The sequence below is a fragment of the Exiguobacterium sp. s194 genome, assembly GCF_018618275.1.
GTDB classification, from domain to species: Bacteria; Bacillota; Bacilli; order Exiguobacteriales; family Exiguobacteriaceae; genus Exiguobacterium; species Exiguobacterium chiriqhucha.
The window spans coordinates 1-18,704 of sequence record NZ_JACSLT010000003.1; the positions used below are offsets into that span (position 1 = coordinate 1).

Genomic DNA, 18,704 nt, shown 5'->3' on the forward strand with positions numbered 1-18,704 from the left:
TTCGTCCTGAGCCAGGATCAAACTCTCCAAAGAATTTGATATAGCTCTTTAAAAATGACGAAGCTTGCGCTTCATTCAAAAATTGTAAAACTTTTTTTGCCTCATCGTTCAGTTTTCAAAGTTCGTCAGTTTAAATGGTGGGCCTAAGTGGACTCGAACCACCGACCTCACGCTTATCAGGCGTGCGCTCTAACCGGCTGAGCTATAGGCCCATAATAAAAATGGTGCACCCTGAGAGATTCGAACTCCCGGCCTTTAGATTCGTAGTCTAACGCTCTATCCAGCTGAGCTAAGGGTGCATATTGGTGCGGTCGAGAGGACTTGAACCTCCACGGTGTTAACCACCACTAGGCCCTCAACCTAGCGCGTCTACCGATTCCGCCACGACCGCAGCGTATTAAGGTGTTACGAGGGATAAAAAATGGTGAGTCATGCAGGGCTCGAACCTGCGACCCTCTGATTAAAAGTCAGATGCTCTACCAACTGAGCTAATGACTCAAATTATAAGCTGGGCCGGAAGGGATCGAACCTTCGCATGTCGGAATCAAAATCCGATGCCTTACCACTTGGCTACGGCCCAACGTAAATGGCGGTCTTGACGGGATTTGAACCCGCGATCTCCTGCGTGACAGGCAGGCATGTTAACCCCTACACCACAAGACCGTTATACGTGCTTAAATTTGAAATGGTGGAGGATGACGGGATCGAACCGCCGACCCCCTGCTTGTAAGGCAGGTGCTCTCCCAGCTGAGCTAATCCTCCGTATGATGGTGACCCGTACGGGATTCGAACCCGTGTTACCGCCGTGAAAGGGCGGTGTCTTAACCGCTTGACCAACGGGCCAGATGTATGTGTTTTCTAAAAATTAAGTGGCGGAGACGGAGGGATTCGAACCCTCGCACCGGTTTCCCAGCCTACTCCCTTAGCAGGGGAGCCCCTTATAGCCTCTTGGGTACGTCTCCAAAATAAAATGGCTCCGCAAGTAGGATTTGAACCTACGACCTACCGGTTAACAGCCGGTTGCTCTACCACTGAGCTATTGCGGAACGTTGCTTGAATTTATCGAAGTAACGATTTAAATTGTAACCGCAAACCAGAAACCTGTCAATCACTTTTTTAGAAAAGCTTTAATATTCCATGTCGTCTCTCGGCGACTTCTATAAGATAGCACGGGCAGAAAAGACCGTCAACACTTTTTTATAAAAAAAACCCGAGCAAAATGAAAAACATTTTGCCCGGTACTAGTTCCTTCTTATTTAACGCTTCGGCTCCAACATCGTGAGACTGATCCGTCCACGATTGGCGTCCACTTGTTCGATCCATACGGTGACGATATCACCGACTGCGACGACATCAAGCGGATGCTTGACGTAGCGATTCGACAATTTCGAAATATGGACGAGTCCATCTTGCTTCACCCCGATATCAACGAACGCCCCAAAGTCGATGACGTTTCGCACCGTCCCTTGGAACTCCATCCCCACTTGAAGGTCCTCCAAGTTCATGACGTCGGTCCGAAGCAATGGTTTCTGAATATCTTCGCGCGGGTCACGTCCAGGCTTCGCGAGCGACTTCAAGATATCTTCGACTGTCGGTAATCCGGCATCTAGCTTCTCACTTAGCACTTTGGCATCGACCGTCTTTAATCGTTCCCGCAGTTCGGCCGTTCCTACCGTTTGCTTCGAAACACCGAGTTCCTTCAATAGAGAGAGTGTCAGTTTATAGCTCTCTGGATGAATCTCCGTCTGGTCGAGCACATCACTCCCGTTCGTGATCCGTAAAAAACCGGCTGCTTGTTCATACGCCTTCGCTCCAAGACGTGGTACTTTCTTGATTTCTTTCCGTGTATCAAACCGGCCGAACTCGTCACGATACGCGACAATATTTTTAGCCGTCGTCTTATTCAATCCGGATACATACGTGAGCAGTGACTCCGAAGCCCGGTTCACATCGACGCCGACCATGTTGACGACACTCTCGACAACGAACTCGAGCGATCCTTTCAACTTGTTCTGACTGACGTCATGCTGATATTGCCCGACCCCGACAGACTGCGGATCGACTTTGACGAGTTCCGCCATCGCGTCTTGAATGCGTCGAGCAATTGAGACGGCCGAACGTTCTTCCACTTTCAATTCCGGGAACTCTGATCGGGCAATTTCTGAAGCCGAATAGACACTCGCCCCCGCCTCGTTGACGATGGCATATGCTATCTCGCGTTCCGCCTTCTTTAGCCAGTTCGATACGAATTGCTCCGTTTCACGGGATGCGGTCCCATTCCCGATGACGATAACCGAGATTGGATAACGTTTCACGAGCGACGCCAACACTTTCTCTGAGCCCGCGACATCGTGTTTCGGTGCCGTCGGATAGAAGACACCGACCTCTTCGACTTTTCCAATTTCATTGACGACGGCCCATTTACAACCTGTACGATAGGCCGGGTCAATTCCTAGGACGACGACCTCACGAAGCGGTGGTTGCATGTAGAGCTGTTTCAAGTTTTTTGAGAACACATCGATTGCCTGTTCTTCAGCCGTCTCGGTCAACTCACTCCGGACTTCGCGTTCGATGGCCGGGAACACCGACTTCTTGAAGGCATCCTTCACGGCGAGCGTAACGAGTTCGCGTTTCTCCGTTGGCAAGCGGTCAAACTTACCGAGCGCTTGTCGCATGAAACCCGTCTCGTCGAAGACGATCTTCACTTGCAACACATCCGTGCGCTCTCCACGGTTCAAGGCGAGGATTCGGTGTGGGACGATTCCTGCGATTTTCTCTTCATATTCATAATACTGGGCGAACACTTCTTTCTCATCTTCCGCCTGCTTTTTCTTCTGTGAACGAAGGAGCGCCTCTTTCCGGACTCGTGTACGGAGTGATTGTCGAAGCGTCGCCACTTCGCCCCACTCCTCCCCGATAATCGATTGGACGAACGGAAGTGCTTCTTCAAGCGAGAGGTCCCCTGCTAACGACTGCGCTTCGGTCACCGAATATGGTGTTGGTTGACGATACCAGTCAGCGAGCGGTTGGAGCCCTTTCTCCCGACCTTGTTCGGCTTTCGTCCGTCGCTTCGGACGATACGGAAGGTAGATGTCATCGACTTGTTGCAGGCTCGTCGCCGTTTCAAGCGCACGGGTCAACTCTGGTGTCGCCTTCTCGAGTTCCTCGAGTTTGGCGAGGACGTCCGTCTTACGTTTGTGCAAACTCTCTTCATATTGTAAGGCGTCGAGAATGGCTTTAATCTCCACTTCATCGAGATTACCGGTCATTTCTTTACGATACCGGGCCATGAACGGAATCGTTGCTCCGTCCGCGGAAAGCTGTTGTACCGTCTCGACTTGACTCGTCTTCAACTTCAAATCTTTTGCGACTTTCGTAATCAATCGAATCACTTCCTTTTCTCTTCTCTCTTGAAGTGTAGCAAACTCACGCGTAGACGACAAAAAAACGATGACCGTTTAGTCATCGTTTGAGAATACTTCATTGAGCGGGACTTTGATGGCCTCGCGTAATTTTTCGAGCGCACGACGCTGTAAGCGCGATACGTGCATCTGTGAAATCCCAAGGAGCTCACCCGTCTCTTTTTGGCTCATGTTTTTATAATAAGCACATTCCAGAATCGCCTGTTCCCGTTCATTCAACACGCTGAACGCTTTTTCAAGGATGAGGCGCTGGTCAACCGATTCGTAACCACGTTCTTGACTCCCGACGAGGTCGAGGAGCGTGACGGTCGAACCTTCGTTGTCCGCTTCGATTGAGCTGTCGACGGAAAGGGCTTGGTAGCTCTTACCCATCTCGAGCGTTTCGAGAATCTCTTCATCGGAAACACCAAGGTGATCGGCGATTTCATCTATGCGTGGTGAACGTTGCAATTCGGTCGTTAACTCTTCGACCGTCTTCTTGATTTTCGGTCCGAGCTCTTTAATCCGGCGTGGAACGTGGACGCTCCACGTTTTGTCACGGATGAAACGCTTGATTTCACCGATAATCGTCGGAACGGCAAACGACTCGAAACTGCGTCCAAACTCAGGGTCGAAACGACGAAGGGCAGCGAGAAGTCCGATCATGCCGACTTGAACGAGGTCGTCATGAATGGCCCGGCCTCGCGAAAACTTTCGTGCAAGCGCCTCAACGAGGTCCGAGTATCGGTTGATGAGGAGCATTTGGACTTCTTCATTTTGATCGTCCTGTTGATAACGCTCGATCCACTCTAATACTTCATCATCACTGTGATGGCGTTGTTGAGATTTTGCTGGCACTCTGATCCACCTCGTCCCTGTTAAGGAGTTTCGTCATCGTCACCTTGACACCATTGTCCTTGTTGATCGAGACGTCATCCATTAAGGCTTCAATGAGGAAAAGACCGAGTCCCCCTTCGTGAAGCGATTCGATTTCAGCCGTCTCTTCGACTGGTGCCGCTTGGCGTTTCACGTCGTCGGCAAATGTTTTGCCCGAGTCCTCGATCGTCATTTCGAGACGATCTTGATGGACGCCACACGTAAGCTTCACTTCACCTTCTTGATCTTCATAGGCATGTTGAACAGCATTGCCACAGGCTTCCGAGACCGCGATTTTAATATCCTCGATCTCGTCGTACGTATATCCCATACGGTTAGCGATTCCTGAGACGACTAAACGGACCACACCGACATACTCCGGTTTGGCCGGGAACGTCATCACCGTCTGTTCGATGTTACTCATTGCGTGCCACCTCTTACGTTTGTATTGATCGAAAGCAACTTGTGCAGCCCTGTCAATTCAAAGAGACGGTTGACGCGGTCGGTGACGCCGACGAGCGACAACTCTTTCTCGTTACGTTTGGCTATTTTAAGGGCACCGACAAATACGCCAAGACCAGTTGAATCCATATAGTCCACTTCATCCAAATGAACGGTAACATCCTGCTCCGTAATAGCCGGGTGCAAGACTTCCTTCAATTTTGGTGCGGTATATGTATCCACTTCTCCGGATACGTAAAGGTGTAATTGTTCTCCAATGACTTGCTCGCGAATCGCTAAATCCATCGTATATTCCCTCCTAATGTGCGTACATAAAAATTGAGTACAATTAAACTAAATTCCCGTTTTACAGAATTCTAAACTATTTTTTGAAGATTTTTTTGAAAAAAAACCGATACCCATGTATCGGTTTCTTTATATGTAAGCTAGAGAGGGATTAATCCCAGACTAATCTCTAGCGCTCGGTCAACTTTGTGCATCGTCTCATCATCGAGATGAGTGACTTTATCTGTCAGACGACGCTTATCAATCGTTCGAATCTGTTCAAGCAAAATCACGGAATCTCGTTCGAGACCATGTTTGACTTGATATACCTCTACATGAGTCGGCAGTTTTGCTTTCTGGATCTGAGCCGTAATCGCAGCGACAATGACGGTCGGGCTAAAGCGATTGCCGATATCGTTTTGAATGACGAGAACCGGACGAACTCCACCTTGCTCTGAACCGACTACGGGCGACAGATTCGCATAAAACACGTCACCACGCTTTACGATCACTCCGCTCACACCCCGCTTACTTGACGTAAGAGAGCATGTTCGGCTTCCGTCTCAATCATCAGCATCTCTTCTGCCATATTCAAATTAAACGCGGCCATCTCTTGATAGCCTCTCGCCAATTCTTCGCGCAGTGTTTGTTGTCGATCAGCAATTTCTTTGGACAAGTACGTCACTACATCGTTCAATGACAATGATTCACGATCTTTCATCGAAATCGGACCCACATGTTGCGAGAACCGATCTGGAACGGACGCTAAAGCACCCGCAGTTCGCTGTTTCAACATCTTACACCTCCAGAATCGTTTCAATGACTGGCGGAAATCTTCCCGCGTTCTTTACCAATATAACACGCGAGTTTGGGAAAATATAGAGGATTCCCGAAAGAATTCAGATAATTTCACACGTTTTCCGCTTTACACATAACGTCGTGGGAGGCGGCTCGTCAATTGACAGACGACCTCGTAATTGATTGTCTCGAGATGCGTGGCCAGTTCATCAATCGCGACCGGTCCGCCGATGAGCGTGACGACCGTCCCGACCGGAACTGACTCGGGAAGCCTCACCATGAAGCGGTCCATACAGACACGACCGACAATCGGACAACGGTGATCGTTTACGTCGACTTTGAAGCCGCTCGCTTTACGAATCCAGCCGTCGGCATATCCGACCGGCACGGTACCAATCCACTCATCTTCAGTCGTCGTATACGTCGCCCCGTAGCTGATCGTCTGTCCGGCCTCGAGTTGCTTCACTTGCATGAGCTTGCTCTTCAACGTGAAGGCTGGACGTAAGAATGAATAGAAGGAAGCCATCTCAGCCGACGGATACAATCCATAGAGCGCGATGCCGACCCGGACCAAGTTATACGGCACATCTTGTCCGGCCATGCGGATCGCTCCGGCCGAGTTTGACGTATGAATGTAGCGGAATTGCGAGTGGAGTCCATCTATCAACTGACCGAACCGCTCCTGTTGCTCATAATATAGCTGGCTGTCCGGCTCATCCGCTGTCGCAAAATGCGTATAAATCCCTTCGACGATAAAACGGTCATCTGCCGCTTCTAAAAGGGCATCAAGTTCGGCGCGGGTCCGCAAACCGAGACGACCCATCCCCGTGTCGACTTTCACATGAACGGTGAGTGGACGGTCAGATAGATGTGTGCACGCCTCACGCAACCAGTCGGCCGAAAAGACGGACAACGTCACATCGTGTTCGGCTGCGACGCCCGCAGTTTCTGGGAACTGGGCCTCCATGACGAGAATCGGCGCTTTAATCCCGGCCTCTCGGAGCTCGATGGCTTCTTCAAGCAAGGCCACGCCGAGCATCGTTGCCCCGTTCTCGAGTGCGATTTTCGCGACTTCGACGGCTCCATGTCCGTAAGCGTTCGCTTTGACGACGGCCATGAGCGCTTGCGGGATCCGTTTTTTGATTTCGATTACGTTATGCTTGATCGCCGCCCGATCAATTTCAATCCAACTTGGACGAAACATCGTGATCCCCCTCTTCAATGATGACTTGTGCCACGGCGTATTGCTCGCTGTGGCTGATACTCACATGAATCCGGCCTGAGTAAGGCGCCGTCATATGTGGTCGCCCGGCCTCATCCGGTAAGATTTCGATTTGTTGCCACGACAGGCCCCGGGCAATCCCGGTCCCGACCGCTTTGGCATACGCTTCTTTCGCCGCGAACCGTCCAGCGACGAATTCGATGCGGCGTTGTTCTGGATAGGCGTCGGCGAGCGCCCGCTCACCTTCGGTCAACAGACGCGCGACGAAACGGTCATTCTTGATCGAGCGAGCAATCCGCTCGAGCTCGACGATATCGATTCCGATTCCCACAATCACAGGACACTCGCTCCTTTCCTTTTTCACTCGTTTCCTTATACAATTAAGGAAAGAGGTGATGCTATGTTTAGTCGTACTGAGAATGTTCAAACGTTCGTCCGAGCTTATCCGCTCGTAACGCTGTTCATTGTAATCCAACTGCTCGTGTTTGTCATCGATTCTTTGGTACCTGACCTCCGAATCGTCGCACTCGGTGGGTCGTTCCATCTCGCGCTCGCCCAAGGGGAATGGTACCGTCTCTTGACGGCCAACTTCATCCATTTAGGGCTCGGTCATTTGCTGTTCAACTCGTTCGCTTTGATTATCTTCGGACCTGCCATGGAACGCATGGTCGGCCATATCAAATTCGCCGTGTTCTATATCGTCGCCGGTGTGCTTGCCAACCTGCTCACGTTCTTCACAGTGAGTGAACTGTTTTATCTGCAAGCCGGTGCGTCCGGTGCGATTTTAGCGATTCTTGGCTTCTACGTGTACATCGGTCGGTTCCGCCGAACGCTCATCTATAGCCAGGACGCGCGACTCGTCTATATCTTCGTCGCCATCAGCGCCGTGTTCACGCTCATCGGGGCGAACGTATCACTGTGGGGACATGTGTATGGTTTCCTCGCCGGATTTGTGCTCGCAATCCCGCTCTCCCGGTTCGCGGTCCCATACTCGCGCCCGCTCCGCTACGGAAAGTACAAGCCGCGCAAGTATTCGCCCCCAATCATTCATACGGGTGAAGGCAAATGGATTTTCTACGTGATCGTCGGACTGGCCGTGTTCGGTTTGTTCGCCCGCTTCTTATGACAGTAATAAAGAGAGGATTCGCCCGAGCGGCGAATCCTCTCTTTTGTTTAGGCGAGCAAAGTGAGCATGAGCGCCTTTTGCGCGTGTAAGCGATTCTCGGCTTGATCGAACACGACCGACTGCGGACCATCGATGACGTCGGCCGTCACTTCTTCGCCGCGATGGGCCGGGAGGCAGTGTAGGAAAATCGCCTCTGACTTCGCTTGCTGCATGAGCGAAGCATCGACTTGGAACGTCGCAAACTGCGTCAACCGTTCCGCCGCTTCCGCTTCTTGCCCCATGCTCGCGAACACATCCGTATAAATCACGTCCGCACCCGAGGCGGCAGCAACCGGGTCTTGCCAAAGCGTGACGCTACCTCCTGTCGTTGCCGCGAGTTCGTTCGCCCGTTCAAAAATGTCGGCCTCGACCGTGTACGCTTCCGGCGAGGCGATGCGGATGTGCATCCCACTGAGCGCACCCCCGATCATGAGCGAGTGGGCCATGTTGTTGCCGTCGCCGATGTACGTTAACGTTTTACCAGCCCGTGACCCGAACACTTCCTCAACCGTCAACAAGTCGGCGAGTACTTGGCACGGGTGATGGGAATCGGTCAATCCGTTGATGATTGGAATCGAACCTGCCGAAGCGAGCGTCTCGACCGTCGCGTGGGCGTACGTCCGAATCATGAGCGCATCGACATAACGGCTCATGACTTGTATCGTATCCGTCAGCGGTTCCCCACGCCCGATTTGTAAATCACTGCTGCTCAAGAACAGCGGATAACCGCCGAGTTCGACGACACCGACCTCGAACGACATCCGGGTCCGGGTCGAGGCCTTCTCGAACAAGAGCGCCACTTTCTTGCCGGCGAGCGCCGACTGGAACGCTTCCGGCTGTCGTTTCACTTCGGCCGCGAGTCCAAGCAAGTCGTCGAGGGCGGACGGAGTCAGTTCCTCGAGTGTCAGTAGATGATTGATGGTTTTCGTCGTCATAATGGTAGTCCCTCTCCTGTCTGCATCGTTTGAAGTGAACGGACCGGCATCGGTTCCGCTTGCATCGCTTGTTGATAGTATTCGGCAAGATGTGTCTCCGAGATGACGTGGACGCCATTTCGGACCGCCGTCTCACGTGCCGCTTGCTCTTCTGGTGCGTTCGAGAATAGGACCGACACGTTTTGGAACTCGGTCGTCTCATCAAGCGTTTGATCACTATATGACGACCAGCCTTGGCCGGCTACGGTCTCAGTCCGATTCATGACGCGCGTCGTCGTCGCATCGTAACAGAACCGTTCGGACACGTAAGGGGTCATGCTGAATTGGAGTGTCTCTCCGGTCGAGCGCATGACGGGTCCGGTGAGCGGGTCGACGCCTGGCAATTTCAAACTCGAGAACACCGGTGTCTTGATGGCATAGCCGCTCCATACCGGACGTGCCTCTGGGACGACGGTTGCCAACTCATGGCCGAACGCCGCGAGCGTCGCCCATTCGATGAGTGGTTCCCCGGTCACTTTACTGACGATTGGGACCGTCCGAGATGCACGCGGATTGATTTCGAGCACGTAAATGACGTCGCCCTTCAAAACGAATTGGATATTGAGCGCGCCCCGGTACGTGAGTGCTCGCCCGATTGTTTGAACGATGGCTTCAATCTCGGCTTGTTGCGCGAGTGACGTCTTGATCGGCGGCAGAATCATCGTCGAATCGCCCGAATGGACACCGGCTGCCTCAATCTGTTCGAGCAAGGCCGGAACGTAGACGGTTTTCCCGTCAGTGACACAGTCGACTTCGAGTTCACGTCCATCGACATACGCATCGACGAGGAGCGGATAAGTCAAGTGCGGTTCGACTTGAGCCAACTCCGCCGCAGTCCGGATGATAAACATGCCTTTTCCACCGATGACGTAGGAGGGACGGACGACACATGGATACCCGAGACGATCGATCGCGGACGTCAACTCGTCAACTGATCCGACCTCTTCTCCAGGGATGTGGGCCACCCCGATTTCGTCAAGGAATTGATAGAACCGATCCCGGTCCTCCATTTGATCGATGACGTCTGCCGTCGCCCCGAGCAAGTGGTAGCCTTTGGTTTCTAGCGCACGGGCGAGTGAGATGCCGGTCTGGCCGCCGAACTGGATGAGGACGTCCTGACAGCCTTCTGCCTCCAATACGTGGACGACATCTTCAAACGTCAACGGTTCGACGTACAGTTTGTCTGCGACCGTGAAGTCGGTTGACACCGTCTCCGGATTGTTGTTGATCATAATCGTCTCGACCCCGAGCTTTTGAAGGGCCCAGACAGCGTGCACCGAACTGTAATCGAACTCGATACCTTGCCCGATGCGAATCGGCCCTGACCCGATGATGGCGACTTTCGGGCGCTCGCTCGGCACGACTTCAGACGTCCCGTGCCACGACCCGTAAAAGTACGGTGTGTGGCTCTCGAACTCGGCGGCACACGTATCAATCATCTGATAGACCGGATGGATGTCGTGTTCGAGCCGCATCGCTGCGACTGCGTCGGCCGTGACGTTCATCTGTTGCGCAATCTGGGCGTCAGTGAAACCGAACCGTTTCGCTCGCAACAAGTTTTCTTTCATAGACAGGTCCAGACGGATTGTCGTCACGAGTCGCTCGAACGTCATCATGAAGTGCGGGGCGATACCCGTCAGCGCTTCAAGCTGTGACGCCGTGGCGATTCCCCGATCGAGTAACGCGAGGCACGCCAGGAGACGACGATCGGTCGGTGCCGAAATTTCAGCGTAGAGCGCGTCAGGATCAGCTGTCGCCATCCAACTCGGATAGAGCGGACTCTGCTCGACACCGGCACCGCGCCACGCTTTCTGTAGCGCTTCTTCGAGTGTTTTGCCCATCGCCATGCTCTCCCCGGTCGCTTTCATCTGCGGTCCGAGCGTCCGGTCCGTCCCATTGAACAAATCGAACGGGAACGTCGGCACTTTCGCCGTCACATAATCGAGGGCCGGCTCGAAGCTCGCCATCGTCCCGTTCGTGACGGGATTGATGCAATCGTCGAGTCGTTCCCCGAGCGCGAGACGGGTGGCAATCTTCGCAATCGGATAACCGGTCGCCTTCGAGGCGAGCGCCGAGCTACGTGAGACACGCGGGTTCACTTCAATCACGTAATAGGCGTCTTCCGTCGGATGAACGGCGAACTGGATGTTACACCCGCCGACGACACCAAGTGCCGAGACGATTCGGAACGCGGCGCTCCGTAACGTCTGATGCATGACATCCGATAGCGTCTGGGCCGGGGCGAACACGACCGAATCGCCCGTATGGACGCCGACTGGGTCGATGTTTTCCATGTTGCAGACGATGATACACGTCCCGTTGGCGTCGCGCATGACCTCATATTCGAACTCTTTATACCCGGCGATACTCTGCTCGATTAAACACTGCGAGATGGGACTCGCCTCGAGACCACGTTGCGCAAGCATGTAGGCGGCATCAATCGTCTCCGCAATCCCGCCGCCGGTACCGCCGAGCGTGAACGCCGGACGGACGATGAGCGGGACGCCTGTCTCGGCGATAAAGCCTTCAAGGGCCTCGATCGATTCGATGGTTGTGCTGACCGGGAGCGGTTCCCCGAGTTCGTTCATCTTCTGTTTGAACCGTTCGCGGTCCTCCCCGTCGCGAATCGTCTCGAGCGACGTCCCAAGGAGAGCGATGCCGTATCGTTCGAGCACGCCAGCCTCGTCCAAGGCGAGCGCCAAATTGAGGGCGGTCTGCCCGCCGACCGTGGCGAGCAAGTGGGTCGGACGTTCTGTCTCGATAATCAACTCGGCCTTCTCTAACGTCATCGCCTCGATGTACGTGTGATCGGCCAAACCGGGATCGGTCATGATCGTGGCCGGGTTCGAGTTGAAGAGCACGACCTCACAGCCTGCTTCCCGAAGCGCTTGGCACGCCTGTGTGCCCGAATAGTCAAACTCGGCCGCCTGTCCGATGATAATCGGACCTGAACCGATGACGAGTACTTTCTTATGCATAGACGTTCACCCCTTGCTGAATCATTTCGTCGAAGCGGTCAAAGATGGCTTGTGCTTCCTTCGGTCCCGGACTGGCCTCCGGATGGAACTGGGCCGAGAGGATTGGAGCCGTCCGGTGCAACGTCCCTTCGACCGATAAATCGTTAACATTTTCAAATAGTAGCTCGAGCGGCGTCGCTTCCAAACTGTCCCGTTTGACGACGTACCCGTGATTTTGCGATGTCATCCACACTTCACCCGTCTGGACGTTCCGGACCGGATGATTGGATCCGCGGTGTCCGTACGTCTGTTTTTCAATTCCACACCCGAACGCGAGCGCGAGCAGTTGATGGCCCATACAAATGCCGAGTGTCGGATACGCCAATGCCACTTCACGCACATGATCGAGGTAGTCGACCAAATCACGTGGATCTCCCGGACCGTTCGACACGAGAATCCCGGTCGGCGCGAGCGCATGGACTTGGGCAGCCGTCGTATCGAACGGAACGACTGTCACCGCGTACCCTCGCTCCACCATCGCTTGAACCATCGACGCCTTCACGCCGAAATCAAGACAGACGATATGTCCGCTCGCCCCGTCGCCGTGACGCACATGACGTGGCGTCGAAACGGTCTCCGTAATCTGATGTAGATCCCCATCGAACGACACATCTGATTCAGACGTCATCACACCCCACTGATCCCCGTGTTCACGAAGGGCATGGACGAGCGAGCGCGTGTCGACGTCAGACAGTACCGGCACTCCGGACTGCTCCAACCAATCCTTCAAGTCGGTCGCCGCCCCGTTGCCAGCTAACGTCTGGACGAGCACGCCCGCCACTTGAATGTCCGCACTTTCAGATACTGCGTCGGTCAACCCATATTGTCCGATGAGCGGATATGTGAACGCGACGATTTGACCGGCGTACGAAGGATCGGTCAACACTTCTTGATAACCGGTCATCCCTGTGAAGAAGACGACCTCCCCTTTCGCCGAGCGCGCACTCGTCTCCCACGTCCCGTTGAACTGTTGACCGCTTTGTAACGTCACTGTCCCCGTCATGACACCATCTCCTTTGTAATCACATGTCCAATGATTGCGAGCGCCTCATCCACTTCGGCTTCTGTAAGCAACAAAGACGGCAAGAAGCGAATCACGTCAGGACCTGCCGCAACGACCAAGAGGCCAGCGTCTCGCAACTGTTCGATCCATGCCGCGACCGATTGCGTCGCGACGAGCCCGAGCATCAAACCGAGTCCACGTACCTCGGTGAATGTCTCTCCGTCGACAAATTGTTCCAAGCCCGCTCGTAATCGCGCGCCCATCGCATTGACGTGGGCAAGTGCGTCCGCCTCGAACAAAATGTCGAGCGTCGCTTCCGCCGCGGCCATCGCGAGCGGATTGCCGCCGAACGTCGAACCGTGACTGCCAGCCGTGAAGACGTGTTCCGCACCTGCTGCTGTCAAAATCGCTCCGACAGGAAAACCACTACCGAGCCCTTTCGCGAGCGTGACGACGTCCGGTTTAAGCGGTGTCTGTTCGAACGCGAAACGGGTACCTGTGCGGGCAATCCCGGTCTGCACCTCATCGACGACGATTTTGACACCATGCTCAGTCGCTTTCGCTTGAAGCGCTTCGAGCCATGCCGCGTCAGCGACGACGACCCCACCCTCGCCTTGGACGATTTCGAGCCAGACCGCAGCCGTCTCGTCATCGATCATGTCGAGTGCATCCATATCGTTGAACGGCGCGTGTACAAAATCAGACACCATCGGGCCGAATCCGGCTTTGACCTTGTCTTGTCCGGTCGCCCCGAGCATGGCGAACGAGCGACCGTGGAACGATTTCGTGAACGTCACGATTTTTGTCTTGTTCGTCCATTTCCGAATCAATTTGAATGCCCCTTCGTTCGCCTCGGTCCCGCTGTTACAGAAGAACGCATGCGTCAAATGCGTCCCTGACATGAGCGTCTCGGCGACGCGCGCTTGCCCGCTGATGTTGTAAAGGTTCGAGGTGTGCCACACTTTTTGAAGCTGCGCCTCTAGCGTTTGGCTCACGTGCGGATGACGATGACCCGTCCCGCAGACAGCGATGCCCATGACGAAATCGAGATACCGCTTCCCCGCCGTATCGGTCACGTAGGACCCGCTCGCCTGCTCAATCTCAATATGTCGTTGTCCGTATGTCGGTAGTAGTGAATGCATGGTGCACCTCCTGTAGTGTTGTCCCGGGATGAACCGGGTCCTTGCCGTCACGGATGACGGCGACTGCAATCCCTCCTGCTAGAGCTGCTAAGAGCGCCTCGGTTTTCGGGATCATCCCCCCATAGATATCCCCTGTGGCGATGGCCGTTTGGACGTCTTCACGTGTCAGCGTTTGACGGAACGTCCCATCAATCCGGATACCTGGGACGTCAGTGATCATTTCGAAGCAGTCGGCCTGCAGCGCGACCGCGACGGCAATCGCACAATCGTCCCCATTACAGTTCAACGTGCCTTCCGTACCGTGTAATAATGATGTCACGACAGGCACATAGCGACCCGCGAGCAACAGCTCGAACAAGTCTGTCTCGACCCGGTCGACTTCACCGACCGCCCCGAGTTCCACCAATTGCTTTCCTGTCAGCGTCTGTCCGTCCACACCCGAGAGACCGACCGCTTGAATATGATGACGACCGAGGGCAGCGACGATTTCGGTCTGCATCTCCCCCGCGAGCACGCGCTCGGCACCGGTCAACACGTCCGCTGTCGTGACACGACGTCCGTCTTGAAACACCGGTTCGATTTGTTGGTGCTCGCAATAAGCGGACAACGCAGGTCCACCCCCATGAACGATCACAAGTTCATGCCCTGCGTCGAGCCACGTCCGCCACTCGTTGAAATAGTCCGGATGGAGCGTGTCCCAAACGCTCCCGCCGAGTTTGACGATTTTCCGTTGTTTCATGTCCGGTAACTCGCGTTGATTTTGACGTAATCGTAAGTCAAATCGCAGCCGTACGCCTGACCTTGTCCGGTGCCGTCCTGCAATCGGATTTGGATCGAGACGACGTCTTGTCCCATCTCTTCTGTCGCGAGCGCCTCATCGAACCAGACCGGCGCACTTTCCATCAGCACATGCTGTGACCCGATGCGGATGTCGACGTGGTTCACGTTAATCGGTTGCTCCGATGCACCGATGGCGGCGATGATGCGTCCCCAGTTCGCATCTTGTCCATAGACGGCCGTCTTCACGAGCGACGAGCCGACGACTTGTTTCGCAATCATCCGAGCCGCCTCATCCGTCTTCGCCCCGACGACCTCGACCTCAATCAATTTCGTCGCCCCTTCCCCGTCACGAGCAATCGCCTTGGCGAGATCTGTGCACACGTCCGTCAACGCTTGGCAGAAGCGGTCATAGGCTGGTGTCCCTTCGATGATTTCATCCATCTCGGTCAGTCCGCTCGCCAAAGCGAGCACCATATCGTTCGTCGAACTGTCCCCGTCGACGGTGATGCTGTTAAACGAGGCGTCCACGCTCTGTTTCAGCGCCCGTTGTAACACGTCGGGCGCGATGACGGCATCGGTCGTGATGAAGCCGAGCATCGTCGCCATGTTCGGATGAATCATTCCCGAGCCTTTGGCCACACCTGCGATTGTCACGGTCGCGCCTCCTTCGGTGTACTCGACGCCCGTACATTTTGTTCCCGTATCGGTCGTCAAAATCGCTTCCGCGAACGACTCCGCCCCCGTCTCCTCATGGATCGGTTCAAGCAAATCGATCCCGTTCAAGAGCGTCTCCATCGGTAACAGTTGACCGATGACACCGGTCGAGGCAATCGCCACTTCTTCCGGTTTGACCCCGATATGTTCGGCCGCCTTATCGCGCATCGTATACGCGTCCTCGAGCCCTTGCGGACCGGTGCAGGCGTTGGCGTTTCCACTGTTAATCAAGACGGCACGAATCTTCCCGCTCGACGCGTGTAGCGTTTCTTTCGTCACTTGAATCGGAGCCGCTTGAAATTGGTTCGTCGTATACACCGCGGCGGCACTAGCCAACTGTTCGCAGACGAGCAGGGCTAAATCCTTACGCTTTCGTTTCAGTCCGGCGTGAACCCCGCACGCTTGAAACCCTTTCGGCGTGACGACGTGGACGACAGGGCTGATCGTTGTTTCAATCATTCGTTCTACCTCCTTATATGTACTGGGGTTGTTCATTCAACCCGGCTGTTTCGTTTAATCCAAAGCGGACATTGGCGTTTTGAATCGCTTGTCCGGCCGCACCTTTTTGCATATTGTCGATGACCGAGATGATGGTCAGTCGATTCGTTCGTTGGTCGAGATACACCCACAAGTCGCAGTAGTTCGACCCGACGGCAGTTCGAATCTCCGGTTCGCCTTGTTGCACCCGGATAAATGGTTCATCCGCGTAAGCCTGTCGCAATGCGTCCACCCAATCCGCTTCGCTCTGCTCAAGCGTCGGGACGACGCTCATCGTCGCCATGATGCCTCGATTGATGGGCAACAGGTGTGTCGAGAGTGACACGGTCGCTTGCGTCCCGCTCACTGCATAAAGCGTCTGTTCAATCTCCGGGATGTGTTGATGCGTATGGATTTTATACAGTTGCACGTTTTCGTTGGAGCGGGCGTGGTGCGTCTTGGCGCTGAGTCCCTTCCCGGCTCCCGTAATTCCGGAGCAGGCCGAGACGATGATTTCGTTCGGGTCGATCCAGCCTCCGTTCACGAACGGCAATAAGCCGAGCGCGACCGCCGTGGCGTAACACCCGGGATTGGCAATCCAATCGGCCGACCTTACAGCGTCTCGATTCCATTCCGTCAATCCATATACCGCCTGTGCTTGAAGCGATGCCGGTACGGCCGGTTTGCCATACCACGTCTCGTAGCTCGATGCCGGCAGGCGTAAGTCTCCACTCAAATCGATGATGACCCCTTCATATTCCGTCAACTGCGTCACGTATTGCGCCGACACTCCGCTTGGCGTTGCTAAAAAGATGACGTCGATGTCGTCCAATGCGTCAACCCGGAACGGTTCGAGCGTCAAATCCTTAATCTCTAACCACGGATACAGTTGCGCAAGCGTCAACCCGGCGCTCGAATCGCTCATCGCCCGGACGAGCGTGAACTCGGGATGTTTCCCGATGAGCTTCAACAGCTCCATCCCGGCGTATCCCGTGACGCCGACGATTCCACAAGTGATCATCTGCCGAACCTCCTTAAAAGAATAAATTGATTAAAACACACGTATATTTATACTGTCAATTGTATTTTTATACAAAGTAAACAAAGAGAGTCTTGCCAGAACATGAAAACACGGCCCGGCGCAACAGCACCGGACCGTGGATATGAATTAAATTTGATTTTTATGACGAGCGTCTTGAAGCGCGTCGACCAAGTCTTTCACGTCTTCGACGAGATTTTGAATCGTATCTTGGTTCTCTTCATAGAGCGCCTTCAAATCCATGACACGATCTTTCAAACTCGCTTTCGAAGAGGCTTGAAGGCCGACCGAATGAGCTTGTGTAGACGTATCGTGTGACTTGAGTCGTGATTTCATATGCTTGAGCTGGCTGACTTGTTGCTCGCGCGTCTCTCTGTGGAGAAGCGATGCCCCGGCTCCGATGACGGCACCTGCGGCCATACCTAACCAGAAATAGTTCTTGTTCATAAAAAATCCTCCCCTAACGTGACGTTATGTTTATTATAGGTCATCTGTTGCATCGACGACATAGTGTTTTATGATTGGACCTGCTCCTTTTTGTTCGACGGCTTCTTTCAGCCATTCTTGGAACAAGATGTAGTCGGTCGAATCACGAAAACGATTCCCGCCTTCGGTGAATTGAATGAAAACAACCCCGTGGTTGTCTTCAGGGTCGACACCGAGCCGATAGGCGGCAAAACCGCTATGGCCAGACCCAAGACGTGATTTGTCTTTCAACAAACGATGGAACAAGAGCGACCGGGCGTTCGAATCGACCGGAATGTTCGCATAGACAATATTCCCTTTCGGGGCAAATTGTCCTTCTGCTTCTTCGATTTGAAACGTCTTTCCGCTCTGGAACGGAGACTTGTCCCCTTCGGCGAGTAAAATCGTTTCCGTCCCGTTTGCGACGAGCACACCCGGTTGTTGACGCAATCGTTCAGCGACCGTACCTGAGGCGAATGTCATGAATAGCTTAGACAAGCTCCTCACAACCTTTCGCGAGCATGATATCTTTCTCCGTGATTCCACCTTCGTCATGCGTCGACACGGTCAACGTGACGTTCCGATACTCGATTAAGATGTTCGGATGGTGATCGAGCGACTCCGCCAAATCGGCGACGAGATGGACGAATTGAATCGCCTCTGGAAACGTCTCGAGACGATACGTCTTTTGCAATTCCCCTTCGACAACGTCCCAGCCGTTTAAGCGGGACAGTTGCTCTGACAGTTCGGTTGATGACAGCAGCATGTGCTGATTCCCCTTTCGCAAACAGTTCTTCTTACACCTAGTACCCGACCGCGATCAAAAATAATCTTTTTCGCTTCATGCAAAATGATTTAGAATAAGAAAGATAGCCAACTATTCTTTACATGAGAGAGGAGATCTC

19 protein-coding genes and 10 tRNA genes are annotated in these 18,704 nt (G+C 53.9%); 1 reads left to right on the forward strand and 28 read right to left on the reverse strand.

Annotated elements, in window-relative coordinates; genetic code table 11:
* Positions 1-135: 135 nt before the first annotated feature.
* The 18 genes from KNP85_RS03790 to acpS all read right to left on the reverse strand — a co-directional run bounded on the left by KNP85_RS03790 (position 136) and on the right by acpS (position 7,360).
* A tRNA-Ile gene (locus KNP85_RS03790) sits at positions 136-212 on the reverse strand.
* 10 nt (positions 213-222) lie between these two features.
* Positions 223-299: transfer RNA gene (locus KNP85_RS03795), tRNA-Arg, on the reverse strand.
* A gap of 4 nt (positions 300-303) precedes the next feature.
* Positions 304-391, reverse strand: a tRNA-Leu gene (locus tag KNP85_RS03800).
* Positions 392-422: 31 nt separating this feature from the next.
* A tRNA-Lys gene (locus KNP85_RS03805) sits at positions 423-498 on the reverse strand.
* Positions 499-508: 10 nt separating this feature from the next.
* Positions 509-580, reverse strand: a tRNA-Gln gene (locus KNP85_RS03810).
* A 7-nt stretch (positions 581-587) separates the two neighbouring features.
* Positions 588-663 (reverse strand) — tRNA-Asp (locus tag KNP85_RS03815).
* Between the two features lie 23 nt (positions 664-686).
* Positions 687-762: transfer RNA gene (locus KNP85_RS03820), tRNA-Val, on the reverse strand.
* A 6-nt stretch (positions 763-768) separates the two neighbouring features.
* A tRNA-Glu gene (locus KNP85_RS03825) sits at positions 769-843 on the reverse strand.
* Between the two features lie 27 nt (positions 844-870).
* Positions 871-962, reverse strand: a tRNA-Ser gene (locus tag KNP85_RS03830).
* 9 nt (positions 963-971) lie between these two features.
* Positions 972-1,046: transfer RNA gene (locus KNP85_RS03835), tRNA-Asn, on the reverse strand.
* Positions 1,047-1,256: 210 nt separating this feature from the next.
* Entirely contained in the window at positions 1,257-3,383 is a 2,127-nt protein-coding gene (locus tag KNP85_RS03840) for a Tex family protein (protein WP_214715389.1), read from the reverse strand.
* Between the two features lie 75 nt (positions 3,384-3,458).
* Positions 3,459-4,259, reverse strand: coding sequence for an RNA polymerase sigma factor SigB (sigB, locus tag KNP85_RS03845; RefSeq protein ID WP_021068185.1), 801 nt, complete (start codon positions 4,257-4,259; stop codon positions 3,459-3,461).
* The gene (gene rsbW, locus KNP85_RS03850) at positions 4,225-4,701 is read right to left on the reverse strand and encodes an anti-sigma B factor RsbW (protein ID WP_021068184.1); all 477 of its coding nucleotides are present in this window, start codon (positions 4,699-4,701) and stop codon (positions 4,225-4,227) included. Before rsbW ends, sigB begins: the two co-directional genes overlap by 35 nt.
* Entirely contained in the window at positions 4,698-5,024 is a 327-nt protein-coding gene (locus tag KNP85_RS03855; RefSeq protein WP_021068183.1) for an STAS domain-containing protein, read from the reverse strand. Before KNP85_RS03855 ends, rsbW begins: the two co-directional genes overlap by 4 nt.
* A gap of 140 nt (positions 5,025-5,164) precedes the next feature.
* Positions 5,165-5,515 (reverse strand): type II toxin-antitoxin system PemK/MazF family toxin, encoded by a 351-nt coding sequence (locus KNP85_RS03860; protein WP_029596222.1) that lies wholly within the window; start codon positions 5,513-5,515, stop codon positions 5,165-5,167.
* Positions 5,516-5,520: 5 nt separating this feature from the next.
* A complete protein-coding gene (locus KNP85_RS03865; RefSeq protein WP_021068181.1) occupies positions 5,521-5,799 on the reverse strand; it encodes a hypothetical protein in 279 nt (92 codons plus the stop codon).
* A 129-nt stretch (positions 5,800-5,928) separates the two neighbouring features.
* Complete coding sequence (gene alr, locus KNP85_RS03870; protein ID WP_214714936.1) at positions 5,929-7,005, reverse strand: alanine racemase; 1,077 nt, start codon at positions 7,003-7,005, stop codon at positions 5,929-5,931.
* Positions 6,983-7,360, reverse strand: coding sequence for a holo-ACP synthase (acpS, locus tag KNP85_RS03875; RefSeq protein WP_214714938.1), 378 nt, complete (start codon positions 7,358-7,360; stop codon positions 6,983-6,985). Before acpS ends, alr begins: the two co-directional genes overlap by 23 nt.
* Before the next feature lie 63 nt (positions 7,361-7,423).
* On the opposite strand from acpS, the gene KNP85_RS03880 reads away from it, so the two are divergent.
* A complete protein-coding gene (locus KNP85_RS03880; protein WP_021068178.1) occupies positions 7,424-8,149 on the forward strand; it encodes a rhomboid family intramembrane serine protease in 726 nt (241 codons plus the stop codon).
* Between the two features lie 47 nt (positions 8,150-8,196).
* Here the strand turns inward: KNP85_RS03880 and argF are convergent, their stop codons facing one another.
* From argF to KNP85_RS03930, 10 genes are all read right to left on the reverse strand, one after another.
* Complete coding sequence (gene argF / locus KNP85_RS03885) at positions 8,197-9,123, reverse strand: ornithine carbamoyltransferase (RefSeq protein WP_214714949.1); 927 nt, start codon at positions 9,121-9,123, stop codon at positions 8,197-8,199.
* Complete coding sequence (gene carB / locus KNP85_RS03890) at positions 9,120-12,140, reverse strand: carbamoyl-phosphate synthase (glutamine-hydrolyzing) large subunit (protein WP_214714951.1); 3,021 nt, start codon at positions 12,138-12,140, stop codon at positions 9,120-9,122. Before carB ends, argF begins: the two co-directional genes overlap by 4 nt.
* Positions 12,133-13,182 carry a carbamoyl phosphate synthase small subunit gene (locus KNP85_RS03895; RefSeq protein WP_214714953.1) on the reverse strand — a complete coding sequence of 350 codons (1,050 nt, stop codon included), beginning with the start codon at positions 13,180-13,182 and terminating at the stop codon, positions 12,133-12,135. The genes carB and KNP85_RS03895 overlap by 8 nt, the downstream gene beginning before the upstream one ends.
* Entirely contained in the window at positions 13,179-14,324 is a 1,146-nt protein-coding gene (locus tag KNP85_RS03900) for an aspartate aminotransferase family protein (RefSeq protein ID WP_214714962.1), read from the reverse strand. Before KNP85_RS03900 ends, KNP85_RS03895 begins: the two co-directional genes overlap by 4 nt.
* Complete coding sequence (gene argB, locus KNP85_RS03905) at positions 14,284-15,063, reverse strand: acetylglutamate kinase (protein ID WP_214714969.1); 780 nt, start codon at positions 15,061-15,063, stop codon at positions 14,284-14,286. The genes KNP85_RS03900 and argB overlap by 41 nt, the downstream gene beginning before the upstream one ends.
* Positions 15,060-16,277: a bifunctional glutamate N-acetyltransferase/amino-acid acetyltransferase ArgJ gene (gene argJ, locus KNP85_RS03910; protein WP_214714971.1), complete on the reverse strand. Its 1,218-nt coding sequence runs from the start codon at positions 16,275-16,277 to the stop codon at positions 15,060-15,062. The genes argB and argJ overlap by 4 nt, the downstream gene beginning before the upstream one ends.
* Positions 16,278-16,290: 13 nt before the next feature.
* Complete coding sequence (argC, locus tag KNP85_RS03915; RefSeq protein WP_214714978.1) at positions 16,291-17,316, reverse strand: N-acetyl-gamma-glutamyl-phosphate reductase; 1,026 nt, start codon at positions 17,314-17,316, stop codon at positions 16,291-16,293.
* Between the two features lie 147 nt (positions 17,317-17,463).
* Positions 17,464-17,781 carry a hypothetical protein gene (locus KNP85_RS03920; protein ID WP_021068170.1) on the reverse strand — a complete coding sequence of 106 codons (318 nt, stop codon included), beginning with the start codon at positions 17,779-17,781 and terminating at the stop codon, positions 17,464-17,466.
* 33 nt (positions 17,782-17,814) lie between these two features.
* Complete coding sequence (locus KNP85_RS03925) at positions 17,815-18,297, reverse strand: hypothetical protein (RefSeq protein WP_235045196.1); 483 nt, start codon at positions 18,295-18,297, stop codon at positions 17,815-17,817.
* On the reverse strand, positions 18,290-18,565 hold the full coding sequence (locus KNP85_RS03930; protein WP_021068168.1) for a 4a-hydroxytetrahydrobiopterin dehydratase: 276 nt from the start codon (positions 18,563-18,565) through the stop codon (positions 18,290-18,292). Before KNP85_RS03930 ends, KNP85_RS03925 begins: the two co-directional genes overlap by 8 nt.
* Between the last annotated feature and the right edge of the window lie 139 nt (positions 18,566-18,704).

Coding starts and splice junctions, on each gene's coding strand:
- rsbW (WP_021068184.1), bottom strand. CDS start 4,701: ATGAGTAACATCGAACAGACGGTGATGACGTTCCCGGCCAAACCGGAG.
- KNP85_RS03855 (WP_021068183.1), bottom strand. CDS start 5,024: ATGGATTTAGCGATTCGCGAGCAAGTCATTGGAGAACAATTACACCTT.
- KNP85_RS03865 (WP_021068181.1), bottom strand. CDS start 5,799: ATGTTGAAACAGCGAACTGCGGGTGCTTTAGCGTCCGTTCCAGATCGG.
- alr (WP_214714936.1), bottom strand. CDS start 7,005: ATGTTTCGTCCAAGTTGGATTGAAATTGATCGGGCGGCGATCAAGCAT.
- KNP85_RS03880 (WP_021068178.1), top strand. CDS start 7,424: ATGTTTAGTCGTACTGAGAATGTTCAAACGTTCGTCCGAGCTTATCCG.
- argF (WP_214714949.1), bottom strand. CDS start 9,123: ATGACGACGAAAACCATCAATCATCTACTGACACTCGAGGAACTGACT.
- carB (WP_214714951.1), bottom strand. CDS start 12,140: ATGCATAAGAAAGTACTCGTCATCGGTTCAGGTCCGATTATCATCGGA.
- KNP85_RS03895 (WP_214714953.1), bottom strand. CDS start 13,182: ATGACGGGGACAGTGACGTTACAAAGCGGTCAACAGTTCAACGGGACG.
- KNP85_RS03900 (WP_214714962.1), bottom strand. CDS start 14,324: ATGCATTCACTACTACCGACATACGGACAACGACATATTGAGATTGAG.
- argB (WP_214714969.1), bottom strand. CDS start 15,063: ATGAAACAACGGAAAATCGTCAAACTCGGCGGGAGCGTTTGGGACACG.
- argJ (WP_214714971.1), bottom strand. CDS start 16,277: ATGATTGAAACAACGATCAGCCCTGTCGTCCACGTCGTCACGCCGAAA.
- argC (WP_214714978.1), bottom strand. CDS start 17,316: ATGATCACTTGTGGAATCGTCGGCGTCACGGGATACGCCGGGATGGAG.
- KNP85_RS03920 (WP_021068170.1), bottom strand. CDS start 17,781: ATGAACAAGAACTATTTCTGGTTAGGTATGGCCGCAGGTGCCGTCATC.
- KNP85_RS03930 (WP_021068168.1), bottom strand. CDS start 18,565: ATGCTGCTGTCATCAACCGAACTGTCAGAGCAACTGTCCCGCTTAAAC.